This is a genomic window from Geobacillus sp. BMUD (assembly GCF_013096845.1).
Taxonomy (GTDB): domain Bacteria; phylum Bacillota; class Bacilli; order Bacillales; family Anoxybacillaceae; genus Geobacillus; species Geobacillus vulcani.
In genome coordinates this window covers 149356-170325 of record NZ_SDLA01000002.1, presented here as the reverse complement: position 1 = coordinate 170325, position 20970 = coordinate 149356, and the positions used below count along the sequence as shown (strand labels likewise).

The 20970-nt window shown below is 55.1% G+C and carries 17 protein-coding genes; 14 read left to right on the top strand and 3 right to left on the bottom strand.

The window, feature by feature from the left end:
- The first annotated feature begins 91 nt into the window (after positions 1–91).
- The 3 genes from ETC05_RS04630 (at position 92) to ETC05_RS04620 (ending at position 6496) form a co-directional block, all read left to right on the top strand.
- Entirely contained in the window at positions 92–2734 is a 2643-nt protein-coding gene (locus ETC05_RS04630) for a valine--tRNA ligase (RefSeq protein ID WP_171660465.1), read from the top strand.
- 133 nt (positions 2735–2867) lie between these two features.
- Positions 2868–4163, top strand: a complete 1296-nt coding sequence (locus tag ETC05_RS04625; protein WP_031407920.1) for a bifunctional folylpolyglutamate synthase/dihydrofolate synthase — start codon at positions 2868–2870, stop codon at positions 4161–4163.
- A gap of 68 nt (positions 4164–4231) precedes the next feature.
- Positions 4232–6496, top strand: coding sequence for a VWA domain-containing protein (locus tag ETC05_RS04620; RefSeq protein ID WP_171660464.1), 2265 nt, complete (start codon positions 4232–4234; stop codon positions 6494–6496).
- A gap of 95 nt (positions 6497–6591) precedes the next feature.
- Here ETC05_RS04620 and ETC05_RS04615 read toward each other — a convergent pair whose 3' ends face one another.
- From ETC05_RS04615 to ETC05_RS04605, 3 genes are read right to left on the bottom strand one after another with little or no spacing between them, the layout of a single operon-like run.
- On the bottom strand, positions 6592–8298 hold the full coding sequence (locus ETC05_RS04615; RefSeq protein ID WP_171660463.1) for a hypothetical protein: 1707 nt from the start codon (positions 8296–8298) through the stop codon (positions 6592–6594).
- Positions 8299–8340: 42 nt separating this feature from the next.
- Entirely contained in the window at positions 8341–8919 is a 579-nt protein-coding gene (locus ETC05_RS04610) for a PilW family protein (protein WP_031407926.1), read from the bottom strand.
- The gene (locus tag ETC05_RS04605; RefSeq protein ID WP_171660462.1) at positions 8903–9523 is read right to left on the bottom strand and encodes a type IV pilus modification PilV family protein; all 621 of its coding nucleotides are present in this window, start codon (positions 9521–9523) and stop codon (positions 8903–8905) included. The genes ETC05_RS04610 and ETC05_RS04605 overlap by 17 nt, the downstream gene beginning before the upstream one ends.
- Before the next feature lie 143 nt (positions 9524–9666).
- On the opposite strand from ETC05_RS04605, the gene ETC05_RS04600 reads away from it, so the two are divergent.
- The 11 genes from ETC05_RS04600 to ETC05_RS04550 all read left to right on the top strand — a co-directional run bounded on the left by ETC05_RS04600 (position 9667) and on the right by ETC05_RS04550 (position 20969).
- Positions 9667–11286 (top strand): putative sodium/potassium/calcium exchanger, encoded by a 1620-nt coding sequence (locus ETC05_RS04600; protein WP_171660461.1) that lies wholly within the window; start codon positions 9667–9669, stop codon positions 11284–11286.
- Complete coding sequence (locus tag ETC05_RS04595) at positions 11276–12055, top strand: PRC-barrel domain-containing protein (protein WP_171660460.1); 780 nt, start codon at positions 11276–11278, stop codon at positions 12053–12055. The genes ETC05_RS04600 and ETC05_RS04595 overlap by 11 nt, the downstream gene beginning before the upstream one ends.
- Positions 12056–12072: 17 nt before the next feature.
- Positions 12073–13443 carry a G5 domain-containing protein gene (locus ETC05_RS04590; RefSeq protein ID WP_171660459.1) on the top strand — a complete coding sequence of 457 codons (1371 nt, stop codon included), beginning with the start codon at positions 12073–12075 and terminating at the stop codon, positions 13441–13443.
- A complete protein-coding gene (locus ETC05_RS04585; RefSeq protein WP_031407935.1) occupies positions 13440–15104 on the top strand; it encodes a GspE/PulE family protein in 1665 nt (554 codons plus the stop codon). Before ETC05_RS04590 ends, ETC05_RS04585 begins: the two co-directional genes overlap by 4 nt.
- Positions 15105–15116: 12 nt before the next feature.
- Positions 15117–16172: a type IV pilus twitching motility protein PilT gene (locus ETC05_RS04580; RefSeq protein WP_171660458.1), complete on the top strand. Its 1056-nt coding sequence runs from the start codon at positions 15117–15119 to the stop codon at positions 16170–16172.
- Positions 16159–17370 carry a type II secretion system F family protein gene (locus ETC05_RS04575; RefSeq protein ID WP_171660554.1) on the top strand — a complete coding sequence of 404 codons (1212 nt, stop codon included), beginning with the start codon at positions 16159–16161 and terminating at the stop codon, positions 17368–17370. Before ETC05_RS04580 ends, ETC05_RS04575 begins: the two co-directional genes overlap by 14 nt.
- Before the next feature lie 85 nt (positions 17371–17455).
- A complete protein-coding gene (locus ETC05_RS04570) occupies positions 17456–17968 on the top strand; it encodes a prepilin-type N-terminal cleavage/methylation domain-containing protein (RefSeq protein ID WP_171660457.1) in 513 nt (170 codons plus the stop codon).
- 13 nt (positions 17969–17981) lie between these two features.
- Entirely contained in the window at positions 17982–18728 is a 747-nt protein-coding gene (locus ETC05_RS04565) for a prepilin peptidase (protein WP_171660456.1), read from the top strand.
- A gap of 21 nt (positions 18729–18749) precedes the next feature.
- A complete protein-coding gene (gene pilM, locus ETC05_RS04560) occupies positions 18750–19688 on the top strand; it encodes a type IV pilus biogenesis protein PilM (protein ID WP_171660455.1) in 939 nt (312 codons plus the stop codon).
- Complete coding sequence (locus ETC05_RS04555; protein WP_031407945.1) at positions 19678–20253, top strand: PilN domain-containing protein; 576 nt, start codon at positions 19678–19680, stop codon at positions 20251–20253. The genes pilM and ETC05_RS04555 overlap by 11 nt, the downstream gene beginning before the upstream one ends.
- Positions 20250–20969: a pilus assembly protein PilO gene (locus tag ETC05_RS04550; protein ID WP_171660454.1), complete on the top strand. Its 720-nt coding sequence runs from the start codon at positions 20250–20252 to the stop codon at positions 20967–20969. Before ETC05_RS04555 ends, ETC05_RS04550 begins: the two co-directional genes overlap by 4 nt.
- Position 20970 lies beyond the last annotated feature (1 nt).

Here is a 20970-nt window from a genome sequence, read left to right as displayed (position 1 = left end):
GGGGCTTTTTTGCTTGCCGGCGGCGCGGCATTGCCAAGCAGGAAAGCCGCCGTCGGCCGCATTGTCCATCATGTCGAAGGAGGGAATGATTATGGCACAGCATGAAGTGTCAATGCCGCCCAAATACGACCATCGCGCCGTTGAGGCGGGGCGTTATGAATGGTGGCTGAAAGGCAAGTTTTTTGAAGCGACCGGCGATCCGGACAAACAACCATTTACGATCGTCATTCCGCCACCGAACGTCACCGGCAAACTGCATTTGGGGCATGCGTGGGATACGACGCTGCAGGACATCATTACCCGCATGAAGCGGATGCAAGGCTATGACGTTCTTTGGCTTCCAGGGATGGATCATGCCGGCATCGCCACCCAGGCGAAAGTGGAGGAAAAATTGCGCAGCCAAGGGCTGTCGCGCTACGATTTAGGCCGGGAAAAATTTTTAGAAGAAACGTGGAAGTGGAAGGAAGAATACGCCGGCCATATTCGCAGCCAATGGGCGAAGTTAGGGCTTGGCCTCGATTACAAGCGCGAGCGGTTTACGCTGGATGAAGGGCTCTCCAAAGCGGTGCGCGAAGTGTTCGTCTCGCTTTACCGGAAAGGGCTCATTTACCGCGGCGAGTACATCATCAACTGGGACCCGGTGACGAAAACGGCGTTGTCGGACATTGAGGTGGTTTATAAAGAAGTAAAAGGCGCGCTCTATCATTTGCGCTATCCGCTCGCTGACGGCTCGGGCTACATCGAAGTGGCGACGACCCGTCCGGAAACGATGCTCGGCGATACGGCTGTTGCGGTTCATCCAGATGATGAGCGATATAAGCACTTGATCGGCAAAATGGTGAAATTGCCGATCGTCGGCCGCGAAATTCCGATCATTGCCGATGAATATGTCGATATGGAATTCGGCTCCGGGGCGGTGAAAATTACGCCGGCGCACGACCCGAACGATTTTGAAATCGGCAACCGCCACAACTTGCCGCGCATTCTCGTCATGAATGAAGACGGCACGATGAATGAAAACGCCATGCAATACCAAGGGCTTGACCGGTTTGAATGCCGGAAGCAAATCGTCCACGATTTGCAGGAGCAAGGCGTCCTGTTTAAAATCGAGGAGCACGTGCACTCGGTCGGCCATAGCGAGCGGAGCGGCGCGGTCGTTGAGCCGTATTTGTCGACGCAATGGTTCGTGAAAATGAAGCCGCTCGCTGAAGCCGCCATCAAGCTCCAGCAAACGGACGGAAAAGTGCAGTTCGTGCCGGAGCGGTTTGAAAAAACGTACTTGCACTGGCTGGAAAACATCCGCGACTGGTGCATTTCGCGCCAGCTTTGGTGGGGGCACCGGATTCCGGCGTGGTATCATAAAGAAACGGGGGAAATTTACGTCGACCATGAGCCGCCGAAAGACATTGAAAACTGGGAGCAAGACCCCGACGTGCTTGATACGTGGTTCAGCTCGGCACTTTGGCCGTTCTCGACAATGGGGTGGCCGGATACCGACTCGCCGGACTACAAGCGCTATTACCCGACCGATGTGCTTGTCACCGGCTATGACATCATTTTCTTCTGGGTATCGCGCATGATTTTCCAAGGGCTTGAATTCACCGGGAAGCGGCCGTTCAAGGACGTTCTCATCCACGGTCTCGTCCGCGACGCCCAAGGACGGAAAATGAGCAAGTCGCTCGGCAATGGCGTCGATCCGATGGATGTGATCGACCAGTACGGCGCCGATGCGCTCCGCTATTTCTTGGCGACCGGCAGCTCGCCGGGCCAAGATTTGCGCTTCAGCACGGAAAAAGTCGAAGCGACGTGGAATTTTGCCAACAAAATTTGGAACGCCTCGCGCTTTGCCTTGATGAACATGGGCGGCATGACGTACGAGGAGCTGGATTTGAGCGGCGAAAAAACGGTCGCCGACCATTGGATTTTAACGCGCTTAAACGAAACGATCGACACGGTGACGAAGCTCGCGGAGAAATACGAATTCGGTGAAGCCGGGCGCACGCTGTACAACTTTATTTGGGACGACTTGTGCGACTGGTACATCGAAATGGCCAAGCTGCCGCTGTACGGTGATGACGAGGCGGCGAAAAAGACGACGCGTTCGGTGTTGGCGTATGTGCTCGACAACACGATGCGCCTGCTTCACCCGTTCATGCCGTTCATTACCGAGGAAATTTGGCAAAACTTGCCTCATGAAGGGGAATCGATCACCGTTGCTCCGTGGCCGCAAGTGCGTCCCGAACTGTCGAACGAAGAAGCGGCTGAAGAAATGCGGATGCTTGTGGACATCATCCGCGCGGTCCGCAACGTTCGCGCTGAAGTGAACACGCCGCCGAGCAAACCGATTGCGCTCTACATTAAGACAAAAGACGAGCGCGTGCGGGAAGCGCTTTTGAAAAACCGCGCTTATTTGGAACGGTTCTGCAATCCGAGCGAGCTGGTCATCGACACCGATGTCCCGGCGCCGGAAAAAGCGATGACCGCTGTCGTCACCGGAGCGGAGCTTATTTTGCCGCTTGAAGGGCTGATCAATATTGAAGAAGAAATCAAGCGGCTTGAAAAAGAGCTTGACAAGTGGAACAAAGAAGTCGAGCGCGTCGAAAAGAAACTGGCCAACGAAGGCTTTTTGGCGAAAGCGCCGGCCCATGTCGTCGAAGAAGAGCGGCGCAAGCGGCAAGACTACATCGAAAAACGCGAAGCGGTGAAAGCGCGTCTCGCTGAGCTGAAACGGTAGACAAACGATTGTTTGGTTGATTATGATGAAGACGAATCCGCCATCATGCGGGTTCGTCTTTTTCGCTGGCGGAAGCTGCTTGGCCCATCGCCAGCCTTTCGATCTTGATCTTCTCAAGGGAGGAGTCGTGAATATGATCCGCACATATGAGGAAGCCGTCGCTTGGATTCACGGGCGGCTGCGGCTTGGCATGAAGCCGGGGCTAAAACGGATGGAATGGATGATGGAAAAGCTCGGCCACCCGGAACGCCGCGTCCGCGCCGTCCATATCGGCGGAACGAACGGAAAAGGGTCGACGGTCGCTTATTTGCGCTCGATTTTGCAGGCGGCGGGGTATTCGGTCGGGACGTTCACTTCGCCGTATGTCGAGCAGTTCAACGAACGGATCAGCGTCAACGGCGAACCGATCCGCGATGAAGAGATCGTGGAGCTTGTGCAAACGATCCAACCGCTTGCGGACGAATTGGAACGGACAGAACTTGGCGGGCCGACCGAGTTTGAAGTGATCACGGCCATGATGTTGTATTATTTCGGCAAAAAACAGATTCAAGATATTGTGCTCATTGAAGTCGGGCTCGGCGGCCGCTTGGACTCAACCAACGTCATTTACCCGCTCGTTTCCGTCATCACGAACGTCAGCTATGACCATATGAACATTTTAGGCGATACGCTCGGACAAATTGCCGCCGAGAAAGCGGGAATCATCAAATCCGGGGTGCCGCTCGTGACAGCCGTCAACGAGCCCGAGGCGTGGGAGGTGATCGCCAAGACGGCCGCGGAGCGGAAAGCGAAAACATATCGTCTCGGCGTCGATTTCATTGTTTCCGACCGGCAGGCGACGGTGGAAGGGGAGCAGTTTTCGCTTGTCACGCCGTTTTCTGAATACCGCGATGTGCGCATTCACATGCCCGGCGCCCATCAAGTCGAAAACGCGGCGGTGGCGGTGATGGCGGCCGAACTATTGCGGCTTGGCTATTCGTTTTTGATCGACCCGGAGCATATCGCCGATGGGCTGGCTGCAGCTGCTTGGCCCGGCCGGTTTGAGCGGGTGAGCGACAAACCGCTGATCATTCTCGATGGCGCCCATAACGAAGCCGGGATTCGCTCGCTCGTGGAGACGGTGCGCGCCCATTATCCGGACAAACGCGTCCATGTCTTGTTTGCTGCTTTGGCGGACAAGCCGCTTGAGCGGATGATTCAACGGCTTGATGAGCTCGCGGATACGATCACGTTTACCACGTTTGATTTTCCGCGCGCGGCAGCAGCGGAACAGTTGGCGGACCTTTCGTCTCATCCGCAGAAAGCGGTGACAGGTGATTGGATCGGCTGGGTCGATGGGAAGAAAAACCGAATGGGGAGAAATGAGTTGCTGCTCATTACGGGATCGCTTTACTTTATATCTGAAGTGCGAAAACGTTTAAAAAAATAATGCCAAGCGATGAAAAGGCTTGATATAATGGAAGAAAGATAGTCCTTTTGGCGTGGGAGGGGAGGCGCATGGAGCGGTGGCGCGGCTGGCTTTTATGGGGAATGTTGTTTTGGCTGATGACAAGCCTATGGCCGATGAAAGCAGGTGTTGTGTATGCCGATCAAACAGAGGGGGCCATTACGTTCGTTTCGGATGAGAAGATCGAGGGATGGGCGACCGCACCAGGGAGCGGCAACGGGCAAGGGAACAGCATTCGCTACTTTATGATTCGCATTCAGCCGAAGGAACAAAGCGGCGCGGCAGTCAGCTACCGAGCCGAAGCGGTGGAAGCGCCGGCGGACCGAAACGGGGAGAAAAAATATACGTTTTCTCTTGATATGCGCGGGAAGTGGCCGTCGGCTTCGGGAACAAGGGCGACTTACCAAATCACTGTCGATGCGTATCGCGTGTTGGGAAATGGAAAAGAGGATGTGTATTTTTCATTTCCACAGATGCCTTATCTATATACGAGGCAAATGGAGGCGAGCACGGCGAAATTGGATTTTTCCCTTGCGTTTTCACAGCCGGAATACGCTAAGCCGCCGAACGGCGATGCCCAAGGCCGGCTCGATGTGACGCTCATTCCACAAGGGGCCGTTTCGTCGCCCGTCCGTCCGCCGATCGATGTTGTGTTTGTGTTTGACGTCTCGGGCTCGATGACATGGGAGAAGCTTTCGAGCGCCAAGACGGCGCTCCGTTCGGCTGTCGATTACTTTAAAGCCCATTCGCATCCGAACGACCGGTTTGCCCTCATTCCGTTTTCCGACCAAGTGAAACAAGTCGTTCCGTTTGGGGATCAGCCGAATGTCGCCGCCCAACTCGAGAAAATTCGGACGGTCGGCGACAGTTTGACCGCTGGAGGCGGCACGAACTATTCGGCGGCGCTGTCGCTTGCGCAGTCGTATTTTAACGACCCGGTGCGCAAAAAGTATGTAATTTTCTTGACAGACGGGATGCCGACCACCCTTAACGCAACAGAAACAATCACCTATCGGGAAGTCGAACGGATTCTTTGGTTCTACTACTATACAGGAGAAAAAATCACGGCGCCGTTGCCGCTGACGTACGAATTGTATACAAATGGAAAGGCCGGCATTCGTTTTATCGACAAACGCGGTTTTTCCCGCTTGTTTACAAGCGACGGATGGGACTATGTAAACGGTGCTGATATCCCTCTAGGTCGAAGCGACTATCCATTTAGTTACAGCAGCATAGAGAAGAAAATTCGTGATCATGCTATCAACGTGGCTAAGGCGCTCGGAATGAACAATATTACGCTTTATTCGATCGGTTTTGGCAGCAACGATGAAGTCGATATGAGCTTTTTGCAAACGCTGTCCGCGACTGCTGGCGGCGAGGCGCGGCAAGGAACGACGCAAAATTTGACCGCCTTGTTCCAACAGTTTTCCCAGCTTGCCACCACGCCGGCGATCACCGGAACGATCCGCATCCCGCTTTCGTCGTTTGGCGGCAATATCGCTGTTGCGGAAAACGGCCAAGTATGGCTGGATGAAAATAAGCAAAATGCGTATATTTCGTTTTCGATTCCGTATGAGGTCGGGAAGCCGGCGCCGGCTCCTATTACGATTCCGGTTTCCGTCTCCTTTAAGCAAAAAGGGACCTATACGTTGACCGCAGAGTTGACATACCGCGATGTGTATGGGCAACTGCAGCCGCCGATCGCAAAATCGGCCACGATCTCGATCGTTGTTAAGGTTCATAGCTTGACGCTTGGCGATTACAAACCGACGATGAACGTTGACGAAATGCAAACCATTCCAGTGACGATCGTTCCGAGCGACGCGACGAACAAAACGCTTGCGTGGACATCAAGCGACCCGAATGTCGCATCCGTAGATCAAAACGGCATGGTGACAGCGCGAAAGCCTGGAACGGTGACGATCACCGTCCGCGCGACTGACGGCAGCAACGCGTCGGCATCGGCGGTCATCAAGGTGATGAATCCGGCGCTTCAAGGTATGGAGTTCCGCAACCCGATCGTACGCATGAACGTTGGCGACCGGCTGGAGGTGGCGCCAGAGCTCCGCTTTATTCCGGAAAATGCAAGCGACCGAACGCTCCGCTCTTTGACATCGTCTGACTCCCGGTTTGTCGACGTTGTCCAAGAAAATGGCCGATGGTATTTGGAAGCAGTGGATGTCGGCTACGCGGTTGTGACGGCGACCGCCAACGCGAAAACGCCGGATGGCAGGCCAATTCAAGCCTCAGTGTGGGTCTTTGTCCAACCGCGTGAAGATGAGGGGGGAAGCGGCAGCAGTGGTGGGCGTTGGTGATGATGGAAAAAGCGGCCTCCTGAATTGGAGAGCCGCTTTTTTTCATTGTGTCCAAGGGATCGAGAGCATGAGAGAGGGAATTTAGCCGTCTTCGTTCACTCAACTTCAAGCCGGTCGGCGACGAGTGAGATTTGATTGACAAATGGCAATCCTGTTCCTTGTTCGACTAACACCCGTGGATTATATTTGACGATCAGACGGGATTGTCGCATGTCAGAGCTTGGAATGAAGTTCCACGGCTCACCGTCTTTCGGCTCGATCCGGCCGCGAAAGGCGTTGATGACGAGCCCGTTGATGTCTGTATCCGGAGCAGCCGCTCCGTTCCCGCGGGCGAACAACCCGCCTTCAATGTACAAATACGACCCGACAGCATAAATCGTCGCGCTGCTGTCTGTATAAAAATACCCTTTTAAGTTCGGAATTTCGCTTGAGTCTTGAAATTCATTGATGCGGGCGATATCGAGCGTGCCTTTGGACAACAACACGAGCCCTTTTCCATCTACTCCGTCGATATGGCTGTTGTAAATGGTCGTCTTGCCAGTGACGTAAATGCTCGCGTTCAACGCCAAGTTTCCAGTGAGCGTCAAATCACCGAACACGATCAAATTGCCGCGGACAGCCGCTGTTGATTTTGTCGGTCCTTCAATGCGGAGATTGCCATTGACAATGAGCCATTGGTTTTGGCCATTTTGTTGCACGTCAATGCCGCGATAAAGGGTGATCTCCTTCCCTTCTGCGTCCAACCAAAGCGGCTTGTCTTTGGGCATCTGATTGATAGATTGTTCATACGGCGTTTCGTCGTCTGTCACGACCCGAGCCAATTTCCCTTCTTGCTCAAGCTCCCGCGCTACATCGAGCGGCGGCTGGTGATCGTTTTCAATGCGCTCGATATACGCTTGTTGGGTTTCAGGCGACAACGGCGAGAGACCGGCCGCTTGAAGCAATTTATCTTTCACGGTGCGCTCGAAATCAGTATCGATGAAATCGTCCGTCTCTTGTTGAATGAGGGGGCCGCCATCGTCCGGCCATCCTGGGAAGAAAAGGCCTTCTTCCATTTGGAAAGTTCGGCCGCCAGTCTTCCAACAACTGCTCGTTTGCGTGCATGAAAACAGCAGCTTGTCATGAATGTGCCAAATCGAATCGTTCATTGATGCAGGCAGTCCGCCATCGATAGGAGCGATCGTTAACTCGCCGCTTTTTTTCACGTAGTTTGCCGCGTTGCTGATGTAAGCGTTTTGTCCGGCGTATACGTTCCCTTGCTCCACGTAGACGCCGCCGTTTAAGATGACGGTTTCTTTTGATCCGAGCGCGTATTTGAGAAAACTGGGCGTATTCGTTAAAAAGACGAGCCGTTTGACTTTCCGCTCGCGATGGCCGTCCGTAAACGGTTTGGACAAATTGAGCGCGCGGAGGAACACTTTGTTCGTCGGAATGTTGTACAAGCGATAGGACACGTCTTCCACCTCCACGCCGTAGCGCGCTTTCAGCTTGCCGGCGATCGTCTCCGGGCTGGGGGTGTCCTCGTTAATACCGAGAAATGCATCCCATTGACTAGGGGTGAAAATGTCATGGTGAACAAAAAAATCATCGTCTGAAAGCTCAGCTTTAAGCTCAGCAATTGCTTCATTAAGGGCTGTTTTGGCTTCGTGAAACGATTCGATGTTCTCGACGCGCACCGTGGTAAATCGCGCTTGCTGGACGGCGACTGTAAAAATCGTCAAGCCGAGCAAAAAAAAGAGGGTGATCATGAGCATCGTTGTCACCAAACTGTAGCCAGCGGCGTTCAAGCGCAGTCGGTTCATCGCAGCCCCTCCTTTCGCAGACAAAGTTTCGGAATGCAATATTTAAAAACCAAATTCCGTTGTCAATGTAAACGGCGGCACATACAGCCAACCACTCGGATCGGCGTGTCGACGGTCGGAGACAATGAGACGGATTGTCATGACGCCGCTGCGGCAAAGGTTGCCTTCTTTTCGTGCGCAACGGAATGAAAACGATGAAGAGTCGCTCAGCAAAAAGCGGGAAGAGGTGATCGTTTCGCCATTGATCGCGAGCGCGCCGTCTTGGATGGACAGCGTCATCCGCTCGATGCTTTCCGGCTTTTTCTCTTCACGGGAGACAAGCCCGGTGTCCGCATCGGCTTTGAATTCTTCGTTTTTCACAAAGGTGACGGCCGTTAACGGCTTGTTCTCCTCTTGACTTTCCATTCCATCCGGAGAGAGCATGTACAGCTCGTTCATTATTCGGGCCATGGCGTAGTCCGCTTCGCTGCGCAAGTCGTTTTCGATGCCGATGCGTTCGTAGGCGCGAATGCCGGTTAAAAACACGGTGTAGATAGCGCCGATGATGAGCAAAGAAATGGAAACGGCGGCCAACAGCTCGATCATCGTCATGCCGGCTTCGCTTCTAGCGGATCGTTTCATCGGTGATCACCCCTTCGACCCACGCTGTTTCGTTCGCTCGTTCGCCCCAACGGACGGTGGTGTATAATTTGGTCATGTAGCCGCCGGCGTTTGATTCGGCTGCTTTTTTCGTTTCAGCACGGATGCGCGCCTGCAGCGGCGCAGGCAAGGAAGCGAATTCCGACGATGAAGTGAATGCATCCCATGCCTCCTTGTCGTATCGGACAAGGTAAACGGAAGCTTCGTAGCGGACATCGTTGATTTTCGGGATGAACTGCGCTTCGCATACCGTATGCAGTTGGCCAGATTCACCGGCAAAAAACAGCGCCGCCAACGATTCGTTGCCGCAGTCGTCTTTGGTTAGCTCAAGAAACGGTGTTTGATGGTCTTCCATATACTCTTTTAGCCGGGAGAAATCTGTGTTTTTTTCAAAATAGACAGCGACGCCGCGGGCGACGTTGACGGCCACCGTCCGCCCTTGGTTGTAAGACGTATGCATCATCGCATTCGTGAAAAAGTAAAACAAACCGATTGCGACGCCCGATAAAAGAGTGATGGCCAGCAACGTTTCGATCAACGTAAATCCTGCTTGACGACTAGGAAGAGGAAAATTGCTTCCCGCCATTTGTCATAACCTTCTTTCAAAATATGTAACTTTATTATACAATATTTTCGAGTCGAACCATGTAGAATTTTAGGATAAGAGAACGAGCAATGGCATATTTGGCGCGTTATTGCCAATGATACGCCGGGAAGGAACGGGTAGGCATGTGGAAAGAGGCGGTTGTTTACGTTATTGCATTCATAGTAGCGCTGTTGGCTGTTTGGCTGTTGCCGCTTGGCTTCAGCCGGGCCGGGGGCGCGGCGGTTGTGGCGGCTGCTTTTTTGGCTGCGGGGCTGGCGCAGTTGGCTGAATCGGTGATTCCTTTGTGGCAGATCATCCTGCTCGTTGGAGGGTTGCTGTTGGCGGGATCGTATTTGCTTGATCGTTGGTTCGGCCCGCTTCTTTACCGATCGGTGGAAACGGAGGAAGCTGGCGAGCGGAGAACGGGAGGATGGAAAGGGAGTGGTGACCAGACGGCGGCCGGCGATAGGGATAGGACGATGGTCCAGAATGCAACGGAGAATCTAGTCGATTCAGCCTGGACGGCAGCTTTTGGACAAAATGACGCCTCTAGGGGATTTCAAGGCGCTGACTCGAGTGGGGAAGCGTTGCGATCGCACGTACAGGAAACCGGTAACACCGTTTCAGGAGCGTCGCTTGCAGAGTCGGAAGCAACTTCGGGGGAGACGGAGCGGGCGCCGAAATCCAGCGAGGGGCGCCGGGAAGAACAGACTGCTTTCTTGCTTCGATCGATGGATGGCATAGAGGAAGCCGCTTCCGATCCCGGAGCGGATCAAACGAGGTTGGAGGAGCTGCTTTCGGTGGATTCGGCCGATGCGGAGCAAAAAATGCGCTCCGTGGACCGAGACGATGCCGAGCGAGAGGGGTTTTTCCCGTTGGATTCGGATCGTGCGGAGCTGGAGAAGTTGTCCGCCTTGGATTTGAATGGAGCAGAGCCGGCCGCCATGACGGGTGACGGTGGCGGGCCGAATGTCGAGCCAACGCGCCGCCTGCGCGATTGGCTTGATGAGCTGCCGGTCTCGATGACGCCAGACATCGAAGCGGCGGTGATGCAGACGGGAGCGGCCGACGACGGCCGCGGCCTGTTGCAGGTGCTTGATTTCAGCCATGAAGAAGAGGAGGCGCAACTTTCCGCGTTCATGTCTTCTAGCTCGGCGGGCGTTTTTGCTGTAGAAAACAGACTGCCTTCCGGCCAGGCAATGCCGCGTGAAGGGGCGTTTTTGGAAGAAGCAATGCCAGGTATTGTCGACCGTTCGCTGTCGGGAACGGACGAGGCTGCTGAACCGCCCTGTCAGGAGGAGGCGATGAAAGCAGGGTCTGACAGGCAGGAAGGGCATCGAGCGGAGCATGGCTGGTCGGAAGGCGAACAATCAACCGAACGCCGTGAGCCGGAAGAAGATGGGCAAACGGAAAGCCGGCGGGAGAAAGAGAGCGAACGGGCAACACGAATGATTGGTCCGGAAGTCGTGCAAGCGGTCGCTCTTGAATTGCGCTTCAACCGCCATCGGTTGGGCGCCGCCGATTACGAGCGCTGCCTCCGCCGATGTTTGGACGCTCCGCTTTCTGACCGCGACTATTACGTATTGGCCCGTTTGTTAATGGAACATTATGCAGTAGAACAACAGTACGCCAAGCTCGCAGCATGGCTTGAGGAGCTCGCTGACCGTTTTCACGCCTATCCGGTTGTGTCCGAAGAGTTGGCGCTTTGGCGGCAGTTTGCCGCAACACTAGCAAACAGTTGGGGTGAAAAGGATGAAAGCTAGCGCGCAAATCATTGGACTGCCGATCATCAGCATTGCTGACGGTGCACAAATCGGCACGGTGAAAAGTTTGGTGATCAACCCGGACAAAGGATCGATCGATTTTTTGACCGTGGAACAAGACGATGTGCAACTCAGTTTAAAGGCCATTCCGTTTAAAAAAGTCGTCGGCATCGGCGAGTTTGCCGTGACGGTGGAGCAAGGGCACGATGTAATTGACCTCTCAGAAATTCCGATCGCCAATCAGCTCGTCAATAAGCAAATCCGCATTAAAAATACGAAAGCCATCACGCGCAAAGGGCAGCTGCTCGGCGAGGCCCGCGAGTTTTTCGTCGATGAAGAGTCGGGGGATATTGTCGGCATCGCTCTTCAGCTCGAGAAGGGGGAAGCGGTGCTGCCGGCCTCGGAAGTGTTGACGTACGGCAAAGATATTTTGGTCGTCAATGACGGAGCGAACGAATCGCTTCTTGATGACCCAGCGCAGTTGTTGAAGGCAGAAAGCATCGAGCCAACCGGCAGCATGGCGGAAGAGGACGTTTCCGCGCAAATAGAGGCGATGGCCGAAAGTGCGGAAAATGTTGAAGCGCTGCAGTCGCTGAGGGAAAAACAAGTTGCGTTGTTGGCTGGAAAGCGGCTGACAAAAGACATTTATGATACAGACGGCCGCCTGCTGTTTAAGGCGGGCGCTCTGCTTGGTGAAGAGGATGTGCGCAGGGCGCAAGAGGCGGGGCCAAGCGTCATCGTCGATGTCTCGATGAATGTGGAGGCGTAATGTAAGGAGGGTCGGCGGTGAAAAAGGCTGCCGCGTGGAAATTGTTTGTTGTCATGGCTGTTTGCACCGTCTATTTTATCGCTTTTTCGCATCTGGGCACCCTCGCCTATGATGCGTTAGCCCCGGATGACGGCCGCCTTGGCCCGGGCACGGCCGTCGGTCCGGTGTCACTCTCCGGCATGACGCCGGAAACAGCCCGACAGGCGGTTGCCGAGCGAGTAAACGAGTGGCGGGCGACCGCTTCCATTTCTTTGCAGTACCAAGAGAAGCGCATTGACCTGCCGGCGGATGCGTTTGCGTTTCGTCTTGCCGAGAGCACGAAGCGGTTTGTCGACGGGAGGCGCACGCCGCTGTTTGTGATCGCTGATTTAGAAAAGTGCCTCCAAGCGGCGGCGGCCATTGTTCCTCCAGCGGCGTTATCGGCGCTTGACATCAAGAAGCTTGGGGCGGATTTAGAGGGACAGGCGGCTCAGCTGCAAAAGCCATCATCTCCGATCGACCTGGCTCGTTACATATCATTGGCAAACGGTCGACAGCCAGTCGTCAGCGAAGCGGCCGCATCGTTGCCTGACTCTTCGGCCGTCCGCTGGCTGTCTGGCGAGCGGCGCGCGGTGATCAAGGCGAAACAGTTGTTTTCGTTTGGCGACTATATGAAAAGGGTGAAGGCCGATTTGTCCGATGAGGCGGCTGATGCGATCGCTTCAGCGGTGTACCGGGCGGTGCTGGCGACCAATTTCACTGTCGTGGAGCGCTATACAAGCCGTATGTTGCCGGATGGAGTGGCTCCCGGCTTTGAGGCGGCCATTAGCGGCGGCCGCGATTTGGAATGGTTCAACCCCAACACGACCGACTACACGCTTCTTCTCCGGCATGATGGGCGAAAAGTGCATGTTGCCATTCTTGGCTTGCCGTTTGCCTATCAATATATCATCCGCCTGGGCGAGGCGGAGTCCATCGAACCGCGTGTCATCGTCCGCTATGACGCGCGCCTGGCGCCGGGCGAGAAGAGGACGGAACAAATCGGGCGGCCGGGGCTGGTTGTGACGGTGGAGCGCGAAGTGCGCGACGGCGCTCGGCTCGTGCGCAAAGAAACGGTGAGCGAAGATTTTTATCCGCCAACGTATACGATTCACGTGCGCGGCCTGGAAGTGCCGGAAAGCAATGTTGGGCAAAGCGGCGACAGAGAAGGCGGAACGATGGAGCCGTCGAATGGGGTGACGGAAAACAATGGAGCGGCGAATCAACCGGATTCGACTGCGGAAAACAGCGGCAGGAATATAGAGAGGGGGACCACGTCAAAGAAAGGCGATGAGGCAGGCAACGGGGAATCGGTCTCTGCCGTTGGCAGTGAAGAGAAGACGGATGCGGGCGGAGGGAAGGAAAAATGAGCAAAAAGCACGAACGGAAACGGCTTGGTGATTTGCTTGTCGAAGCGGGGTTGATCACCGAAAGCCAGCTGGCCGAGGCGCTGCGCGAGAAGGCGCCCGGACAAAAGCTCGGCGACGCCTTGCTGCAGCGCGGCTACATCACGGAACAGCAGTTGATTGAAGCGCTCGAGTTTCAGCTCGGCATTCCGCACGTCAGTTTGTACCGCTACCCGATCGATCCAAAAGCGACAAACCTTGTGCCGAAAGAGTTTGCCCGCCGCCATATGGTCATGCCGCTCAAGGTGGAAGGCGATCGTCTGCTCGTTGCCATGGCCGATCCAATGGACTTTTTCGCCATCGACGATTTACGCCTGTCGACCGGGTTTCAAATTGAAACGGCGATTGCTTCAAAAGACGATATTTTGCGGGCGATCAATAAATATTACGACATCGACGAAGCGTTTGAGGATTTTTTGCAAACGCCGCCCCCTGAGGTGCGCGTCGACGAGCGGGCTGCTGAGGACGATTCTCCCATCGTTCGCTTGGTGAACCAAATTTTGCAGCTCGCTGTTGAACAGCGGGCGAGCGACATTCATATCGATCCACAGGAGACGAAAGTGCTCATCCGCTATCGGATCGACGGTTTGCTTCGCACCGAACGAGCGCTGCCGAAACATATGCAAAGCATGTTGACGGCGAGAATTAAAATTTTGGCCCATATGGACATCACTGAACACCGCGTGCCGCAAGATGGGCGGATCAAAATGGACATCGATTTTCATCCGGTCGATTTGCGCGTTTCCACGCTGCCGACCGTATACGGCGAGAAAATCGTCATGCGCGTTCTCGACTTGGGTGCAGCTTTAAATGATATTCATAAACTTGGCTTCAATCCGGTTAATTTCGATCGGTTCATTCGCTTGATCGAGCGGCCGAACGGCATCGTCTTGATCACCGGACCGACCGGTTCGGGGAAATCGTCGACGCTCTATGCGGCGCTCAACCATTTAAACAGCGAGCATGTGAACATTATTACGATTGAAGATCCAGTCGAATATCAGATCGAAGGCGTCAACCAAATTCAAGTCAACCCGAATGTCGGCTTGACGTTCGCCCAAGGGCTCCGCTCGATTTTGCGTCAAGACCCGAACATCATCATGGTTGGGGAGATTCGCGACCGCGAGACGGCGGAAGTGGCGATTCGCGCTTCGCTTACGGGCCATTTAGTGTTGAGCACGCTCCATACGAACGATGCATTAAGCACGATTACCCGCCTGATCGATATGGGAATTGAGCCGTTTTTAGTGGCCACATCGCTTGCCGGCGTTGTCTCGCAGCGGCTTGTGCGCCGCGTCTGCCGCGACTGCCAAGAGGTGTATGAGCCGACGAAGCGGGAGCGGGACATTTTCGCCCGCCGCGGCATCGACGTCCGCCAACTCGTCCGTGGCCGCGGCTGTCCGACGTGCAACATGACCGGTTACCGCGGACGGCTGGCGATTCACGAGCTGCTTGTCGTCACCGAGGAGATGCGGCGCGTCATTTTAAACAATGAACCGTTTTCGAAATTGCGCGAGCTTGCTATGCAAAACAAAATGATTTTTTTGCTGGATGACGGGCTGTTGAAAGTGAAGCAAGGGTTGACCACGCTTGAAGAAGTGCTGAAAGTGGCCATTTTGCATTGATGGGTGAGACGGATGAAGGAAAAGCTTGAGGCGTTATTGCGCGCGGCCTTTGAATGTCGCGCTTCCGACGTGCATTTGACCGTCGGCGCGCCGCCGATTTTTCGTGTGAACGGGGAGTTGAGAGCCTACGGCCATGAACGCCTGCGCCCGGAGGAAACGGAGCAAATGGCGAAAGCCGTCATTCCGGCGTCGCTTTGGCAGCAGTTTCAGGAAACCGGAGAGCTTGATTTTTCGTATGGCATTGCCGGCGTTTCCCGCTTTCGCTTAAACGTGTTTAAACAGCGGTCATGCGTGTCGCTCGCCGTGCGCCTCATCCCGGTGCGCATTCCGACGCTGGAGGAGCTTGGCCTGCCGAATGTGTTAAAGCGCATTGCCGAAAAGCCGCACGGACTCGTGCTTGTCACCGGACCGACCGGCAGCGGCAAATCGACGACATTGGCGGCGATGATCGACTATATGAACAAAACGATGTCGAAACATATCATCACGCTCGAAGATCCGATCGAGTATTTGCATAGACACGGGAAGTCGATCATCGACCAACGCGAGGTGGGATTCGACACCGGCAGTTTTGCCGCCGGGTTGCGCGCTGCGCTTCGTCAAGATCCAGACGTCATTTTAGTCGGGGAAATGCGCGATTTGGAAACGATCCAAACGGCGATCACCGCCGCGGAAACGGGCCATTTAGTGCTAGGCACGCTTCATACGGCGAGCGCGCCGGCGGCGATTGAGCGGATGATTGACGTCTTCCCGCCGGCCCAGCAGGCGCAAATCCGGCTGCAGCTCGCTTCCGTGCTCGTGGCCATCATCGCTCAGCGCTTGTTTCCAAACAGCCGCAAAAGCGGGCGGACAGCCGCGCTGGAAATTTTAATCAACAATGCGGCCGTCGCCAACTTAATCCGCAACGAAAAAGAGCATCAAATCATCAACATTATGCAAACGAGCCGCAGCATCGGCATGCAGACGATGGAAATGAGCGTTAAGGAGCTTGTAGCTGATGGACGCATCGATCCGTTGGCGGCTGAAGTGTATTTGGCAGGGGAGCGTGGGGACGATGGCGCAGTTTAAGTACGAGGGGCGCGATCGGAGCGGACGAAAAAAAGTTGGAGTGATCGTTGCCGTTTCACGGAGCGAGGCGGCGGCAAAGCTTCGGGAAAAAGGAATTCGCCCGCTGGAACTCGCCGAAGTGCCGCCGTCGATATGGAATAAAGAAATTTCGTTCGGCCGCGCTGTCAAGCTGCAGCACTTTGTCATCTTTTTGCGCCAGTTCGCGACGCTTGTGCGCGCCGGGGTGACGATCGTCGATTCGATCCGCATTTTGGCGGAGCAAACGGAAAGCAAGCTGCTCGCTAAGACGCTTCTTGACATCGAACAGTCATTGCGCAACGGGAACCCGCTCTCGGCGGCAGCGGCGAATCATCCGCGCATCTTTCCGCCGCTGTTTGTCAACATGGTGCGCGCCGGTGAAGCGAGCGGGACGCTTGACGAGACGCTTGACCGCTTGGCCGATCATTTTGAAAAAATGCATCGGACGCGGCAAAAAATCGCCTCGGCGCTCGCCTATCCGATTGCCGTTGCCATTATTGCCACCGCGGTCGTCATTTTTTTGCTTGTCGCCGTTGTGCCAACGTTTGTCGAGATGTTCGCCGAGTTCCACGCCGAACTGCCGGCGATTACGAAGCTTGTGCTCAAGGCGAGCAGTGTGATGGAGCGGTATTGGTGGGCCGTCGTCCTGCTGTTTGCCGGCGTGTACGCATCGTTTGTGGCCCTTCGGCGGCAAAAGACAACGAAGTACTATTTGGATTATGTCGCCTTGCGGATGCCGATGTTTGGCACGCTCGTGCAAAAAGCGGCGCTCGCCCGCCTGACACGGACGCTCAGCTCGCTTGTTGCAAGCTCGGTGCCGATTTTAGAGGCGCTTTCCATCGCTGGGCGCGTCGTTGAAAATGAAGTGATCGCATCTGTGCTTGCTCAAGCGCGGACCTCCCTCGAGCGCGGGCAATCGCTCTCGGAGCCGCTCCGCCGCCATTGGGCGTTTCCGCCGCTTGTTGCGCAAATGATCACGATCGGCGAACAGACCGGTGCGCTTGACGCCATGCTCGGCAAAGTCGCCGATTTTTACGAGGCGGAAGTCGATGCGGCCACCGACCGGTTGAAATCGCTCATCGAACCGCTCATGATCGTGCTTCTCGCCGGCGTCGTCGGGACGATCGTCACTTCGATCATCGTGCCGATGTATGATATTTTCAACCATATTCAACAATAAAATAAGAATATATTCCTATTTCTCTTCCTTTGTTGTAGAATAATAGGGAAAACATGCTAAAAATGAAAGAAAGGGAGAGAGAACCATGTTCAAACGGGTGTTGAAAAGCGAGCGCGGCTTGACGCTCATCGAACTGCTCGCCGTCATCGTCATTTTAGGGATTATCGCGGCGATTGCCATTCCGGCGATCGGGGGATTGATTGACAATTCGAAAAAAGATGCACACGTTTCCAATGCACAACAAATGATCAACGCAGCGAAAATCGCCGTGACGGCGGATAAGGATTTGATACCGGCGAATGGGAAGTATACACTTGTTACGCTTAAATATTTAGAAGATGAGGGATACCTAGAGACTGTAAAGGATCCAGATGGGGATACAACATCGTACAATAAAGGACCTACAGGTGAAGATGCAACTCAAATCCAAAAAGGCTTGACTGCTGACCCTAAGGCTGCCTATTCCTATGTACTTATACAAAATAGTGCAAATAAATTAAGCTATTCCGTCAAGTTAATAAATAGCAGTCGTGGTATCCGTGCTGCTGATGGTTCAGCAGTTACAGAATCAAATTTGAAACGTTCTGAAGTTCGTTAATGGTTTAAGTGACATGCAATACATTTTCGTGTTTCTCTGTTCCCTCCTCCTCGCCTCCTTTTTCAACGTCGTCGGGCTGCGGGTGCCGGCCGGGAAGTCGATCGTCCGGCCGCGGTCGCATTGTCCGGCATGCGGACGAACGCTATCGGCGAGGGAGCTCATTCCGGTTGTGTCGTATGTCGTGCAGCGCGGGCGGTGCAAAGGGTGCGGGGGGAGCATTTCTCCTCTTTACCCGGCGATGGAATTGGCCACCGCTGCCTTGTTTACGGCCGCGCCGATGTGGGTCGGCTGGGGCGGGCGGTTGATCGTGGCGTGGACGTTGATCAGCCTGTTGGCGATCATCGTCGTGTCTGATCTCCGCTACATGCTCATTCCCGACCGGGTGCTTCTCGTGTTTGCCGGTTTGTTTTTGGTTGAACGGCTTGTGATCCCGTTTTTGCCGTGGGCCGATATGCTTCTTGGCGCGGCGGTCGGCTTTTTCCTTTTGTGGCTGATCGCCGTGCTGTCCAACGGCGGGATGGGCGGCGGCGATGTGAAGCTGTTTGCCGTGCTTGGATTCGTGCACGGTTGGAAAATGGTGTTGCTCGCGTTTTTCTTGGCGACGTTGTATGGAACGGTGATCGGGCTTGTCGGCATGGCGCTCGGCCGTGTGCGGCGCGGCAAGCCGATGCCGTTTGCGCCGGCGATCGCACTCGGGGCGTTGACCGCGTTTTTCTTCGGAGAAGCGATCGTGCGCGCGTATATTTCACTCATTGTGTAAAGACGGCAGAAAGGAAGCGGAATGAAGATGGCGTTATGGCGGCGAAAGGCGAAACAGGCGAACATCGTCATCAAAGATCATGTCCTCCGCTATGTGGAAGCAAAGCCGGGGCAGCCGCCCGAGGCAAGGCGATGGGGCGAGCGAGCCTTGCCGCCCGGCATCATTCGCGATGGAAAAATCGCCGATCGGGAAACGTTGGCAATGATTTTGGACGAATGTGTTGACGAATGGAAACTTGACGGGCGGCGTGTCCGCTTTGTCGTCCCCGATCCGTTTGTGATGATCCGCCATTTGCCGCTCCCCGCTCATTTGCTGGACGAGGACATCCGCGGCTATTTGTTTATGGAGCTTGGTGAATCGATTCCGCTTCCGTTCGCCGATCCGGTGTTTGACTACGTCGTGGCCGAGAGAACAAACGAGGCGCTGAACGTGCTGTTGTTTGCCGCGCCGGAAGAGGCGGTGGCCGAATATGCGGCGCTCTTGGAAGAAGCCGGCCTGCGCCCGGTGGCGGCCGATGTGTCCCCGCTTTGCGCCTATCGCCCGTTTTTTGTTGCCGGACAAGCCGCGGTGGACGACCACATTTTGCTTGTCCAATTTGACGAATCGGCTGTCAATTTGAGCGTCTTCCACCGCCATTTGCCGCAGTTTATGCGCCATGTGCCGCTTGAGGCGCCCGGGGAGCCAACGGCGGCGATCGTCGACCCGTTTATTGACGTGTATAAAGAAATCGAGCGGATGATGAGCTTTTATTCGTTTTCCCTCCAGCAAGGAAAACAGCAAATTACGCGCCTCTTCCTCACCGGCGACCATCCGCGGCTTGACGATGTGTTTGCCGTTGTGTCAGAGCGGCTTGATGTGCCGCTGGAGCGGCTTTCTCGCTCGCTTGATCCGTTGCCCGACCGTTATCATCTCGCCTGGGGATTGGCGTTGAAAGAAGGAATGGCTGACCATGATCGTTGACATCAACTTGCTGCCGCGCAAAGAGCCGCGCCGGGCGGCGGGCGCCGTGCTGGCGGCCTTCGCCGTTTTTCTTCTGCTGCTTGGCGCTGGGGGAGGCTATTGGCTGATGGAGCGTGCCAATCAACGGCTTGCGGCGCTTGAAGGGGAGCTTCGGCAGGTGCGCGCCGAGCAGGCGGCGATGGAGGCGAAGGGAAAAACGACGGAGCAGCAGCAAGCTGAGCAAGAGCTTGCTAAAGCGGTCGAATGGGCGAACCGTTATCCGCTCAAAACGGTGCCGCTGTTGCGCGCGTTGGCCAAACAACTGCCGGAGCGTGGCTTTATCATGAACTTTTCCTATGCCGGTCAAAAGACGGTGACGATGACAGTGCAGTTTGATGCGGCGGAAGAAGCGGCCTATTATTTAGAGCGGCTTGAGAAAGTTCATTTGGTCAAAGCCGTCAAATTGACCGGCATCTCAGCCAGCGGCGAAAGCGGCAGGGCAGAGGGGGAAGCGATCGTGCCGCGGTATATCGCCCAATATGAGTTGGAACTTCAGCCGACAGGAAAAGAGGGGGGCAACGAATGATGGGCCGTTTTGGCAAATGGCCGCTCGTGTTGACCGGGGTGTTTCTTCTTGCCGCCCTTTTGTTTGTCGTTTTCTATGTTCTTGTGCTCATGCCGCGCTACGAACAAATGGAGCGCCTCGAGGCGGTCGTACAAAGCGAGAAAAACGTATTGGCTGCAATGAAAAAGCAGGCGGCGGGGAATCGAGAAGAAACGGCAGAAAGCCTGGCGGCTTTGCAGAGGAAAGTGCCGGTGCGCCCGTTCACCGACCAACTGTTGCTCGCGTTTCAAAAAGCGGAATATATTTCTGACAGCCGGCTATTGAGCGTCAGTTTCGCTGAAGGGCAAGGAACCGGGGAATTTTCTTCGCCAGGAAACGTGAATGGGGGGGAAAGCAAGGCCTCCGGAGACAAGGCGTTGATTCCTCCAAGCGGCATCCAGTCCATCACCGCCCAGCTGACGGTGCAATCGCCTTCCTATTACCAGCTCGAACGGTTTTTAGAAGTGCTTGAGCACTCCGAGCGCATTTTGGCGGTGGAAGGATTGACGTTTACCGGTCCGCCGGAGTTGACATCCACCGCTGTCGACGTGCAACCGCTCGCCTATTCCATCAATGTCCGCGCCTTTTACGCGCCGCAGCTTGAGAAATGGAAGCAACTCATTCCCATCCGCGATGTCCCTCCGCCAAGCGGCAAAGACAATCCGCTCGTGGAAGTGGCGCCGTCTTCGGGCCGGTAGC

Coding starts and splice junctions, on each gene's coding strand:
- ETC05_RS04630 (WP_171660465.1), top strand. CDS start 92: ATGGCACAGCATGAAGTGTCAATGCCGCCCAAATACGACCATCGCGCC.
- ETC05_RS04625 (WP_031407920.1), top strand. CDS start 2,868: ATGATCCGCACATATGAGGAAGCCGTCGCTTGGATTCACGGGCGGCTG.
- ETC05_RS04620 (WP_171660464.1), top strand. CDS start 4,232: ATGGAGCGGTGGCGCGGCTGGCTTTTATGGGGAATGTTGTTTTGGCTG.
- ETC05_RS04615 (WP_171660463.1), bottom strand. CDS start 8,298: ATGAACCGACTGCGCTTGAACGCCGCTGGCTACAGTTTGGTGACAACG.
- ETC05_RS04610 (WP_031407926.1), bottom strand. CDS start 8,919: ATGAAACGATCCGCTAGAAGCGAAGCCGGCATGACGATGATCGAGCTG.
- ETC05_RS04605 (WP_171660462.1), bottom strand. CDS start 9,523: ATGGCGGGAAGCAATTTTCCTCTTCCTAGTCGTCAAGCAGGATTTACG.
- ETC05_RS04600 (WP_171660461.1), top strand. CDS start 9,667: ATGTGGAAAGAGGCGGTTGTTTACGTTATTGCATTCATAGTAGCGCTG.
- ETC05_RS04595 (WP_171660460.1), top strand. CDS start 11,276: ATGAAAGCTAGCGCGCAAATCATTGGACTGCCGATCATCAGCATTGCT.
- ETC05_RS04585 (WP_031407935.1), top strand. CDS start 13,440: ATGAGCAAAAAGCACGAACGGAAACGGCTTGGTGATTTGCTTGTCGAA.
- ETC05_RS04580 (WP_171660458.1), top strand. CDS start 15,117: ATGAAGGAAAAGCTTGAGGCGTTATTGCGCGCGGCCTTTGAATGTCGC.
- ETC05_RS04575 (WP_171660554.1), top strand. CDS start 16,159: ATGGCGCAGTTTAAGTACGAGGGGCGCGATCGGAGCGGACGAAAAAAA.
- ETC05_RS04570 (WP_171660457.1), top strand. CDS start 17,456: ATGTTCAAACGGGTGTTGAAAAGCGAGCGCGGCTTGACGCTCATCGAA.
- ETC05_RS04565 (WP_171660456.1), top strand. CDS start 17,982: ATGCAATACATTTTCGTGTTTCTCTGTTCCCTCCTCCTCGCCTCCTTT.
- pilM (WP_171660455.1), top strand. CDS start 18,750: ATGAAGATGGCGTTATGGCGGCGAAAGGCGAAACAGGCGAACATCGTC.
- ETC05_RS04555 (WP_031407945.1), top strand. CDS start 19,678: ATGATCGTTGACATCAACTTGCTGCCGCGCAAAGAGCCGCGCCGGGCG.
- ETC05_RS04550 (WP_171660454.1), top strand. CDS start 20,250: ATGATGGGCCGTTTTGGCAAATGGCCGCTCGTGTTGACCGGGGTGTTT.